The sequence below is a fragment of the Streptomyces sp. NPDC060209 genome, from assembly GCF_042728155.1.
In the GTDB taxonomy this organism is placed as follows: domain Bacteria; phylum Actinomycetota; class Actinomycetes; order Streptomycetales; family Streptomycetaceae; genus Streptomyces.
Genome location: NZ_JBHWZS010000302.1, coordinates 1 through 10,609, shown reverse-complemented (window position 1 = coordinate 10,609; position 10,609 = coordinate 1). Strand labels below are relative to the sequence as shown.

The following is a 10,609-nucleotide window of genomic DNA, read 5'->3' as shown; positions in this document are numbered from 1 at the left end:
GCCCAGGAAGGCGGCGAGATCCGCCGCCTCCCTCGCGTCGGCGAACCGCGGCGACCGTACGGGCACTGTCATGCGACGGCGGGCTCCTGGTCGAGGTACTCCTGCAGGAAGAGCTTCTCCTCGGCGGTGATCCGCCGGGGCCGCTCCTCGGCCAGGTTGTACGGCACGACGACCGTCGACGCCCGTACGTAGACCTGCTCGGGGTCCTTGACCTCGTAGGCGATCGTCAGCGACGCCGCGGTTATCTTCGTGACCCACGACTCGACGGTCACCGGCGCGTGCCGGTGGACCAGCGGGCGCACGTAGTCGATCTCGTGCCGGGCCACGACGGAACCGCCCGAGAAGGACGGCGAGCCGTCCCCCGGCGCCAGCCGGAACATGAAGTCGATGCGCGCCTCCTCCAGGTAGCGGAGGAAGACCACGTTGTTCACGTGGCCGAAGGCATCCATGTCCGACCAGCGCAGCGGGCAGCTGTAGATGTGACGGGCCAAGTCGATCAGCCCCGCGTGAGCTTCTTGTACGTGGCACGGTGCGGGCGGGCCGCGTCCGCGCCGAGGCGCTCGACCTTGTTCTTCTCGTACGACTCGAAGTTGCCCTCGAACCAGTACCACTTGGAGTCGCCCTCGTACGCCAGGATGTGCGTGGCGACGCGGTCCAGGAACCAGCGGTCGTGGGAGATGACCACCGCTGCTCCGGGGAACTCCAGCAGTGCGTTCTCGAGCGAGGACAGGGTCTCGACGTCGAGGTCGTTGGTGGGCTCGTCGAGGAGCAGCAGGTTGCCGCCCTCCTTGAGCGTCAGCGCCAGGTTCAGGCGGTTGCGCTCACCACCGGAGAGGACGCCGGCAGGCTTCTGCTGGTCCGGGCCCTTGAAGCCGAACGCCGAGACGTACGCCCGCGAGGGCATCTCGACCTGGCCGACGTTGATGTAGTCCAGCTCGTCCGACACGACGGCCCAGAGGGTCTTCTTCGGGTCGATGTTGGCGCGGGACTGGTCGACGTAGGAGATCTTGACCGTGTCGCCGACCTTGATGGCGCCGGAGTCCGGCGTCTCCAGGCCCTGGATCATCTTGAACAGCGTGGTCTTGCCCGCGCCGTTCGGACCGATGATGCCGACGATGCCGTTGCGCGGCAGCGTGAACGACAGGTCGTCGATGAGGACCTTGTCGCCGAAGGCCTTCGAGAGGTTCTCGACCTCGACGACGATGGAACCGAGCCGCGGGCCCGGCGGGATCTGGATCTCCTCGAAGTCCAGCTTCCGCATCTTGTCCGCCTCGGCCGCCATCTCCTCGTAACGGGCGAGACGTGCCTTGGACTTGGTCTGCCGGCCCTTGGCGTTGGAGCGGACCCACTCCAGCTCTTCCTTGAGCCGCTTCTGGCGCTTCTCGTCCTTGCGGCCCTCGACCTTGAGGCGAGTGGCCTTCTTCTCCAGGTACGTGGAGTAGTTGCCCTCGTAGGGCAGCGCGCGGCCGCGGTCGAGTTCGAGGATCCACTCGGCGACGTTGTTCAGGAAGTACCGGTCGTGCGTCACGGCGACGACGGCGCCCGCGTACTTCGAGAGGTGCTGCTCCAGCCAGTTCACCGACTCGGCGTCGAGGTGGTTGGTGGGCTCGTCGAGGAGGAGCAGGTCCGGGGCCTCGATGAGCAGCTTGCAGAGCGCCACACGGCGCTTCTCGCCACCGGAGAGGTTGTTGACGGGCCAGTCGCCGGGCGGGCAGCCCAGGGCGTCCATGGCCTGCTCCAGCTGGGCGTCGAGGTCCCACGCGTTGGCGTGGTCCAGGTCCTCCTGGAGCTTGCCCATCTCGTCCATGAGCGCGTCGGAGTAGTCGGTCGCCATGAGCTCGGCGACCTCGTTGAAGCGCTTGAGCTTGCCCATGATCTCGGCGGCGCCGTCCTGGACGTTCTCCAGCACGGTCTTGTTCTCGTCGAGCTTCGGCTCCTGCATGAGGATGCCGACGCTGAACCCGGGCGAGATGAAGGCGTCGCCGTTGGACGGCTGCTCCAGGCCCGCCATGATCTTCAGCACCGTGGACTTACCGGCACCGTTGGGCCCCACGACACCGATCTTCGCGCCGGGCAGGAAGTTCAGGTTGACGTCATCGAGAATCACCTTGTCGCCGTGCGCTTTGCGCGTCTTGCGCATGGTGTAGATGTACTCAGCCAAGAGAAACCGTCCGGCAGCAATAGAGGTGTGGGCAGATACACCCATCTTGCCTGACGTCCGCACCCGGACGGAAACCCGTCCGGTCCCCGGTACGGCCCAGGCGGGTCCTCGCGGACCGCCGGGAACGGCCCCGGGAACGCGAAGGGCCCGGTACGGAGGTCCGTACCGGGCCCTTCACCAGCGCATTCCCGCTGCGCCTGTGCTCAGTCACTCACCGCTGCCCTGCGGCTTCTTCCGGCGGAGCAGGAAGACCGCGCCGCCGCCGAGGACGACGAGAGCGATGGCGACACCCGCGATGACGGGAGTGGCGCTGGAGCCGCCGGTCGCGGCGAGGTCGCCCTCGGTGCCGGTGGAGCTGGTGCCGGTCTGGGCGGGCACGGGCTCGGAACCACTCTGGGTGCCGATGTCGTCACCCGGAACGGGGGTGCCTGCGGTCTGGCAGTCCAGGACGCCCTTGAAGTTCTTGCTGAAGCCGCCGGGGCCGGTGATCGTGAAGTCGTACGCCTGGTCCTCGGCGACCGGGATCGTCACCGTGCGGGTCTCGCCCGCCGCGATGGTGTGCTCGGTGCCGGCCAGCTCGAAGGTGAACGCCTCGTCGCCCTTGTTGCTCGCCGTGATGTCCACGCCGCCCTTGGCGCAGTTCTTCTGCGCGGTGAGCGCGGGGACCGCGCCCTTCTCGGCCCAGGTGGCGCTCGCCGTCGCGGTGACAGTGGACTCGCTGGAACCGGCGAGGATCATGGTCTGGCTCTTGGTCAGCCCGGCGAAGACCCTGCCGACGGGCACGGACGTCGTGGCCTGGACGGTCAGCGAGGCGGAGCCGTCCGCCGCGTCCTCGGGGATGTCGAAGTAGAGGCCGGTGCCGTCGGCCGCCTCGGTGACCGGCTTGCCGTCCTTGTCGGTGACCTTGACCCCGCCGGCGGCGGCGTCGGCGGGCGGGGTCACGGAGACCTGGCCCGCGTCGGTGCGGACGGTGACCGGGCCGACCCGCTCCCCGGCCTTGCCGGAGACCGCGGCGGGCTCCAGCGCCACGGAGGCCTTGGGCTCCGCGAGGCTCTCCGCCGTCTTCTCGAGCCAGTCGGCGAGCTTCTCCGCGTGCGCGTCCTTGGCCTCGACCTCGGCATTGTCCGAGAAGCGCCAGATCGCGACCTGGGTGCCCGCGGCCGCGGTCCTGGCGGTGAGCGGCCCGGTGCCGGCCTCGCCGGCGAGCTCCGCGAGGTCGTCGACCTGCGGGTAGGAGTGCTGCAGGATCCAGCGGATCTTGCCGGCGTTCTCGTTGGCGCCGAGCGAGGTCTGGTCCCAGGGGGTCTCCAGATACTTCGCCCGGTCCTGGGTGGGGTTGTGGATGTCGATGCAGTACGTCTTCAGCTGACCGCCGCCGTCGACTCCAAGCTCGAACAGACCCGCGGGAAGCTCCTGCGCCGTGCCCGCCTCGCCGCCCTCTCCGCCGGTGCGGAGCACGGCGGTGTCATAGGTCTTCAGCCCGTCCAGTACGGCGGTCGCCCCGCCCTGGTGCTGACCCGTCTCGTCCGCCGGCGCGGCCGTCGCGGCCGTCGCACCGACGATTGTTCCCGCGGCGACCAGTCCGGTGGCCAGCATCGCGGCGGCCGCCCTGACGAGACCGCGGGCCCGCCCGGAATCGACGGGCCCCTGGGCGTGAAGCCTGCTCCCGCTCCGGCTCCCTATGGAGCCCTCCGTCGACGACGAAGTGGACGCTGAAGACACAAAAAACACAGAATTCCCCTCCGGGCGAGACCTTCACGCATGATGCGCGTGTGGGAGGTGTCCCGCCAGCAAACTCAAGTGCCGCATGAGTACTGGGGAATCGTAAGGAGCGAGCGAAGAGGAATCCCCCGTCATGCCGTCAGATAAGCATTCCGACTCGTAATCGTTACCGCCCTGTTCGGCGCGCCCCCTCCCTTCAGGACACCGATACCATTTCCGTGGCCGGTTTCTGACGATGCGTAGGCGCCGTCAGAGCGGGATCGCCTCTGACCACCCGCCGGAACGCGGCCGTCCCCCTGGTCAGGTCGTGTCCGACCGCTACGGCGTCGATGTCCACGGAGGTCTTCCACACCCCGTCCCGCTCCTCCTCGCGCACCTTCAGACGGCCGTGCACGACGAGCGGCTCTCCGACCGAGACCGAACCGGACAGATTCGCCGCGAGTGCCCGCCGCGCCCACACCGTGTAGAAACTGGTGCCGCCGTCCGTCCAGGCCTGCTGCTCCCGGTCCCAGCGCCGGGGTGTCACCGCCAAACGGAATCGCGCCGTCGATCCTGTCGCCGTCTCCCGGAAGTCCACCGGAGTCGCCGCGTTTCCCACCAGCGTCACCACTGTCTCGTTCATTTCCGTCCCCCGATTCCCTGCCGCATTCCGTCCGCTTTCCGTCCCGCTGTCCGCCCTGCACCGGTGCGGTGCGATGACGTGCGATCCGGCGCGTCTGTCTGATCCGCTGCGAACCATGCTGGACGGAAACCCGGAATCCCGCTGAGGCCTGTGGATTACCCGCCGGTTGTGGAGAACTCCGTCACCGCCACGTACCGCTCCCGCACCTCGCGGTAGCGAGCCAGTTCCGCCGCGACCGGATCGAGGACCCTTGCCCTGCCGCAGCCGGCCGCGGCCTCGCGGAGCCGCCGTTCCGCCTCCTGCCCGTACCGGCGCGAGGGCCCCCGTGCCGCAGCCGCGCACGACCATTCGACGAGCGGCCCGCCGACCACTCCCGCCAGCATGAGCAGGGCCGGGGTGAGCAGACCGGGTTCGATCACGCCCACGATCTGGCCGAGCAGCCACAGGCCGCCGAAGATCTGGAGCAGCGTCATCGAGGCCTGGGCGAGCACCGCCGCGGGCCACCACGCCGGACGCGGCGGCCTGGCGCCACGGGTGCCCGGAGCCCCGGCGACGGGCGCGGACATCCTGCCCACCGAACCGGAACCACGCCTCCCCTGCCCCGCAGCCGTGGTGTGTCCGCCCACGGGAGCGGGCCCTCTGTCCCCGTTGCCCCCGCGGCCCCGGCCGCCGGCGCCTGCCTGCGCGTTCCGTGACAGCTCGTCCAACGCCTCGGGCAGCCCCTTCGCCCCGTTCACCGCCGCCTCGCGCACGGCCTGGGCCCACGGTGTGGGCAGCCCGTCCACCGCGTCGTCCGCCAGCTTCCGCACGGCCTGCTCCACCCGCTGCCGGGCGGTCAGCTCCTCCTCCGGCGGCGCGAGCGCCTGCGCCATCAGGTCGAGGCCGCCCAGCTGCCGGGTGGACTCGTACCAGCGCCACAGCCGCAGCCAGGGTGTGCCACAGGCCCGCCCCGCGTTCCTGCGCCACTCGCGCTCCGCCGCCTGCCCGGCCGCCGCCGCGCCGACGGCTTCCGCGAGCCGGTCGGTGAACTCCTCGCGGGCCCGCTCACCGAGCCCGGGCCGCCCCTCGGCGACGTACACCGGACGGAGCCGAGCGGCGGCCGCGTCCACATCGGCGGACAGCCTGCGCGCCGCCGCCGTGCGGGCCTGGACGAACCTGCCGAGCAGTTCGCGCAGGTCGCCCACCCCGACCCCGGTGAGTGCCGACAGGGACATGACCGTGGCGCCGGGCTCGCCGTGCTCCCCCACCGCCATACCGTCCTCGTCGAGCAACCGGCGCAGATCGTCCAGGACCAGGTCGGCGGCCTCGCCGGACAGCCGGTCGATCTGGTTGAGCACGACGAAGGAGATCTCGGCGTGCCCGGCGAGCGGCCGCAGATAGCGTTCGTGCAGGGCCGCGTCGGCGTACTTCTCCGGGTCGACGACCCAGATCACCGCGTCGACCAGGGCCAGCACCCGGTCCACCTGCTCCCGGTGGCCGGTCGCCGCCGAGTCGTGGTCGGGCAGATCCACCAGGACGAGACCCTGCAGCGCCTCGTCGGTGGCCGCGCCGCCGAGCACCGGCCTGCGCCGGAGCCGTCCCGGGACGGCCAGCCGGTCGAGCAGTCCCGCGGCGCCGTCGGTCCAGCTGCAGGCGATGGGGGCCGAGGTGGTCGGCCTGCGCAGCCCGGTGTCGGAGATCTGGACACCCGCGAGCGCGTTGAAGAGGGTGGACTTCCCGCTGCCGGTGGCCCCCGCGATGGCGACGACCGTGTGCCGGGAGGAGAGCCGCTGGCGGGCCGACGCCTCGTCGAGCACGCGCCCCGCCTCGGCCAGGGTGTCCCCGTCGAGCCGGGCGCGGGAGAGACCGACCAGTTCACGCAGCGCGTCCAGCCTCGGACGGAGGGAGCTGCCGGGCAGTCCGTGCGCCTCGACCTGGGGCCCAGGGTCGGCCGGGTCCTCCTGGGGAGTCAGCCCGGCGTCCGCGCTCTCCTGTGCGGCCTCGGCCGCGCGGCGCGCGATGAGCCCGTCGTCCCAGCGCCGCCCGTCGTCCCCCGGGGCCTCCCCCCCGCCTTCGCCCTCCGGTCCCTGTCCGTGGTCCCGGCCCTGGTCAGTGACGGCAGTCATCGCTGCCACCTCTCCTTCTGAAGTACGGACAGCGCGGCGATGAGTTCGGCCTGGGGCTCGGGGGCGACTTCGAGCGCGTCCAGCGGGGCGAGCCGCCGGTCGCGCTCACCGTGCATGACCTGGTCCAGGCAGCTGGTGAGCAGCGCCCCTCCCTTGTCGCGGAGGCGCAGCGCCCCCTGGGCGCCGATCCGTTCGGCGAGCTGCTCCCCCGCGCCCCTGGCGCGGCGTCCGCCGAGGAGGGCGGCGGCCAGCAGCGCGGCCACCGTCTCGGCGTCGGGCGCGGCACTGCGTTCGAGCAGCCGCGCCTCCTCCTCGGCCAGTTCCTCCAGGACCCGCCGCCAGCGCCGTACGGCCATGCCGATCCGGCCCTGGATGTCCTCGGCGGGCCCCCACCCGCCGGCCTCGCGTCCGGCGTCCTCGAACCGGAAGATCCCGGCCGCGGGCTCGCGCTGCCAGGTCGTGCGGATCTGCTCGTCGGAGGCGGCCACGGCGCACTGCAGCAGGGCCACCAGGCTCTCCACGAGTGCGTCCAGCAGCTCGCCCGCGGTGCTGTAGAGCGGATATCCGCGCCACCGCGTCCGCGCGCCGCCGGCGAGCACCGCACCGTTCTGGAGCCGCCGCCGCACGCGCGACAGCTCCTTCCCGTACGCCTCCTCGACCACACCGGTCAGCCGCACGGCCGCGGCGTACTGCGCGGCCACCGCCCCTGCCAGCTCGGGCATCCGTACGTTGAGCGAGTCGATGACCCCGGACGCCGTGCGTCCCACGGCCTGCTGACGGGCCGCCGGGTCCTGCGCCCGGTGGGTGAGCCAGGCCCGCAGGGGCGCGACGGCGGTGGTGGGCAGCAGCCCGCTGCCGCCGCCCGCGGACTCGGGCAGCTCCGGGATGGTGAAGCGGGGCACCTCGCCCAGGCCGGCCCGGGTCAGCAGGGCGGCGTACTGCCGGGACACCTCTGCGATCACCTGGTGCGGCACCCGGTCCAGGACGGTGACCAGGGAGGCGTCGTACTCCTTGGCGGTGCGCAGCAGGTGCCACGGCACGGCGTCGGCGTACCGGGACGCGGTGGTCACCATGACCCACACGTCGGCGGCGCAGATGAGCTCGGCGGCCAGGACCCGGTTCCGTACGACGAGCGAGTCGATGTCGGGGGCGTCGAGGAGCGCGAGCCCCCGGGGCAGGGTCGCCGCGGTCTCGACGCGCAGCACGTTGTCGTCACGCTCCCCGTCGACCCCCAGATGGTCGAGCCCGTCCGGGTCCGGGACCTGCCCCGGAGGCAGCCACACCCGCGTGAGCTGCGGCAGCACCCGCACCCCGGCGAACCAGTGGTGGTCGTCCGGGTGGCAGACGAGCACGGGGGTCCGCGTGGTCGGGCGCAGCACACCGGCCTCACTGACCCGGCACCCCACCAGCGAGTTGACGAGCGTCGACTTGCCCGCGCCGGTGGATCCCCCGATCACCGCGAGCAGCGGCGCCTCGGGATCCTTGAGCCGGGGTACGAGGTAGTCGTCGAGCTGGGCGAGCAGTTCGGTCCGCGTCTGCCGGGCGCGCGGAGCCCCCGGCAGCGGAAGTGGAAGACGCACGGCAGCGACACGGTCGCGCAGGGCGGAAAGTGCGTCGATGAGCTGGGGCCGTACATCCATGGTTACCACATGTGAAGAATGCCCAATTTTGACGCCTTTTTGAAGCGTATAGGCCCCTCTGCGCGGCGGATCCACCCAAGGGGACAGAGGGGACGAGTGGGGCGCAGGCATAACGAGTGCACAACACCCGGGGCGCGAGGCGTCAAAAGCGATGCATGAATCGCACCCACCTGCGATTATCGGTTCGCTTCACCGAACCTCCACATCGTGCCACGCAGGTGAAGCAACCGGGACGAGGCGATCTGAGCCCTATCCTTGTCCCGGCAAGGTCACGGATGGCTTGAACCAGCGCCCTCCGGGGCACCAGGCCGACACCCGGCCCCCGTAGCTCAGTGGATAGAGCAGGCGCCTTCTAAGCGCTTGGCCGCAGGTTCGAGTCCTGCCGGGGGCGCTCAGCGCGCACCAGTGTGAGGCCCTCCGACCCGGAGGGCCTTTTCGCTGGTCAGGGGCACAATACCGAGCACTGCGTAGCGGGGACGTAAGCGCCGGACCGGCCCCATGTGACCACGAGGACGGTCCGGCGCTGTCCGGCTGTCACCGGGTTTCTGCGGGTGGCTACGGAGAATCCACGGAGAAGTTCTCCGCGCTCCTCGTCAGCCCGCGTCGGGCAGCTCGGGGAGGTCCTCCCCGGCTTCCATCCGTTTCTTGAGCTCCGAGAGCTGACCGGACACACAGCGGGCGTAGATGGCCAGCAGGACCGGCACGCTGTTCCCCGCCCACTCCGCGACCTGCGCCGGCGGAATGCCGTCGTTCAGCCACTTCGTCAACCGGGTGTGCCTCAGGTCATACACCCGCTTCCCCAGCGGGGAGCCGAACTCATCGGGCGTGAAGATCGCGGTGCGCGCCGATCGCCAGGCCCGGCGGATGACGGAGCCTGCGAGCAGTTCGCCGCCCTCTCCCTGGAACAGCAGGTCGCCAGGCTTCAGCTCTTCGGCCTTGATGTGCTCGCGCAGAATCCTCGTGAGCGACGGATGCCCGGGGACGACACGCGTGTCGTCTGCGGCCCGCCCTTTCAGCCCCCGCTCCTCATGGATAGCCCCCGTGTCGGTCCAGTTCTTGCCGACCTCTGGCTGAGCCGTGTGGAACAGCAGCTCGCACCACTGATCCGCAGCGTCCACGTCGGGCAGTTGAACGTCCTGGACACGCATCGCCACCGCTTCCTCGGGGCGTGGCCCGGCGTAATAGAGCACCGCGAAGAACGCATGTAGTCGGGGGCCGCCACGGGTGCGACCACGTACCCACCCCAGCAACCGGGCCGCCTGGCCCGTGTTCAGGATCGCCCGCTTGTCCACGGCAGACGAGGTCTTCGGGGCGGTCCCCCGGCCCTTCGGCAGGGGGTTCGTCCGCAGAACCTTGCGCTTCACCGCGTGCTCCATTGCGACGTTGAGAACACGCCGGTTGCGCTTGACGGAGCTAGCCGCGGCTCGAGTTCCGTCCAGCAGGACATCGAAGGCGCGCAGCACCTCGTCCACCTTGGCCGGGTCCTCCCAGGCCGCCATGGACAGCGTGTTCCGTTCCACCCACCTGAGGATGACGGATACCTCCTGCGGCGCGTCCGCCCGCCGCTTGGTGTTGAAGGCGAACTCACGAAGTGCCGTTCGGACGTCGACGGGCTTGAAGCCTGCCGACGACGTTCGCAGCATCGCGATGGTGGTAGCCGTCAATGCCTTGGCCGTGTTCTTCCGACTGTTGCCGGCCGTACGGCCCCATTGGACGTCCGCGAACTGGACCGCGAAGTCGTACCAGTTCACAGCCGTAGCGCCCGACTGGTGGGAGACGGGCCGCCCGGTGCTGAGGCTGAACGCCTCACCACGCCGGGTCGCACTGACCAGCTCGGAGCGGAAGGCGTCGGCTAGCGCTCGCGTCGCGAACGGGGCCCGCTGCTCGTTGCCTTCGAGGGTCCACCGCACGGTGTACGTGGTGCCCCGCGAACCCTTGTACGTCGCGGTCTTCCAGACCTTGACGTTGTACGTCGTCTCCATCAAGCAGCGTCCTCGTGATCGTCGAGCCAGTTGTCCAAGTCGCTCCGCCGTACGCGCAGGTCGCCGTTCGGGAGCTTGATGCAGCGGGGGGCGCGGCCCTTCTGGCGCCAGTCGTAGAACGTGGACCGCGAGACGTGCAGCTCTTCGCAGACTTCGGGGAGGGTGAGCATCTTCGAAGATCCGGTCTTGCTGGGCATTGGGCGTGCCTCCTCGGCCGTGCCTCTTGTCCTGGTGGATCCGCCACGTCCGCCACGCCGCCACATCGCAGGTCAGAGCCCTGCGTTTGTGGCGGATAGCGACACAGCCATCCGCCACATGTCTGCAGAAACCGCCACACCGCTTTTCCCGGTCGCGGGCTGAACCCCAGCGCCACCAGG

8 protein-coding genes and 1 tRNA gene are annotated in these 10,609 nt (G+C 70.5%); 1 reads left to right on the top strand and 8 read right to left on the bottom strand.

The annotated features are described in order from the left end of the window. Nucleotides 1-68: 68 nt before the first annotated feature. The 6 genes from ACFWFI_RS35655 to ACFWFI_RS35630 all read right to left on the bottom strand — a co-directional run bounded on the left by ACFWFI_RS35655 (nucleotide 69) and on the right by ACFWFI_RS35630 (nucleotide 8,250). The gene (locus ACFWFI_RS35655; RefSeq protein ID WP_387398603.1) at nucleotides 69-491 is read right to left on the bottom strand and encodes an acyl-CoA thioesterase; all 423 of its coding nucleotides are present in this window, start codon (nucleotides 489-491) and stop codon (nucleotides 69-71) included. Nucleotides 492-496: 5 nt separating this feature from the next. Further along, the gene (gene ettA, locus ACFWFI_RS35650; protein ID WP_387398601.1) at nucleotides 497-2,161 is read right to left on the bottom strand and encodes an energy-dependent translational throttle protein EttA; all 1,665 of its coding nucleotides are present in this window, start codon (nucleotides 2,159-2,161) and stop codon (nucleotides 497-499) included. 207 nt (nucleotides 2,162-2,368) lie between these two features. After that, a complete protein-coding gene (locus ACFWFI_RS35645; protein WP_387398606.1) occupies nucleotides 2,369-3,757 on the bottom strand; it encodes a Cys-Gln thioester bond-forming surface protein in 1,389 nt (462 codons plus the stop codon). A gap of 322 nt (nucleotides 3,758-4,079) precedes the next feature. After that, nucleotides 4,080-4,505 carry a single-stranded DNA-binding protein gene (locus ACFWFI_RS35640; protein WP_387398598.1) on the bottom strand — a complete coding sequence of 142 codons (426 nt, stop codon included), beginning with the start codon at nucleotides 4,503-4,505 and terminating at the stop codon, nucleotides 4,080-4,082. A 155-nt stretch (nucleotides 4,506-4,660) separates the two neighbouring features. Further along, nucleotides 4,661-6,610 carry a GTPase gene (locus ACFWFI_RS35635; protein WP_387398596.1) on the bottom strand — a complete coding sequence of 650 codons (1,950 nt, stop codon included), beginning with the start codon at nucleotides 6,608-6,610 and terminating at the stop codon, nucleotides 4,661-4,663. Next, nucleotides 6,607-8,250, bottom strand: coding sequence for an ATP-binding protein (locus ACFWFI_RS35630; RefSeq protein WP_387398593.1), 1,644 nt, complete (start codon nucleotides 8,248-8,250; stop codon nucleotides 6,607-6,609). Before ACFWFI_RS35630 ends, ACFWFI_RS35635 begins: the two co-directional genes overlap by 4 nt. Nucleotides 8,251-8,568: 318 nt before the next feature. On the opposite strand from ACFWFI_RS35630, the gene ACFWFI_RS35625 reads away from it, so the two are divergent. Then, nucleotides 8,569-8,641, top strand: a tRNA-Arg gene (locus tag ACFWFI_RS35625). Nucleotides 8,642-8,843: 202 nt separating this feature from the next. Here the strand turns inward: ACFWFI_RS35625 and ACFWFI_RS35620 are convergent. Together ACFWFI_RS35620 and ACFWFI_RS35615 are read right to left on the bottom strand one after the other, a co-directional pair. Then, a complete protein-coding gene (locus ACFWFI_RS35620; protein WP_387398590.1) occupies nucleotides 8,844-10,232 on the bottom strand; it encodes a tyrosine-type recombinase/integrase in 1,389 nt (462 codons plus the stop codon). Continuing rightward, nucleotides 10,232-10,429, bottom strand: coding sequence for a helix-turn-helix transcriptional regulator (locus ACFWFI_RS35615; RefSeq protein ID WP_099172630.1), 198 nt, complete (start codon nucleotides 10,427-10,429; stop codon nucleotides 10,232-10,234). Before ACFWFI_RS35615 ends, ACFWFI_RS35620 begins: the two co-directional genes overlap by 1 nt. Between the last annotated feature and the right edge of the window lie 180 nt (nucleotides 10,430-10,609).

Coding starts and splice junctions, on each gene's coding strand:
- ACFWFI_RS35645 (WP_387398606.1), bottom strand. CDS start 3,757: ATGCTGGCCACCGGACTGGTCGCCGCGGGAACAATCGTCGGTGCGACG.
- ACFWFI_RS35640 (WP_387398598.1), bottom strand. CDS start 4,505: ATGAACGAGACAGTGGTGACGCTGGTGGGAAACGCGGCGACTCCGGTG.
- ACFWFI_RS35635 (WP_387398596.1), bottom strand. CDS start 6,610: ATGACTGCCGTCACTGACCAGGGCCGGGACCACGGACAGGGACCGGAG.
- ACFWFI_RS35630 (WP_387398593.1), bottom strand. CDS start 8,250: ATGGATGTACGGCCCCAGCTCATCGACGCACTTTCCGCCCTGCGCGAC.
- ACFWFI_RS35620 (WP_387398590.1), bottom strand. CDS start 10,232: ATGGAGACGACGTACAACGTCAAGGTCTGGAAGACCGCGACGTACAAG.
- ACFWFI_RS35615 (WP_099172630.1), bottom strand. CDS start 10,429: ATGCCCAGCAAGACCGGATCTTCGAAGATGCTCACCCTCCCCGAAGTC.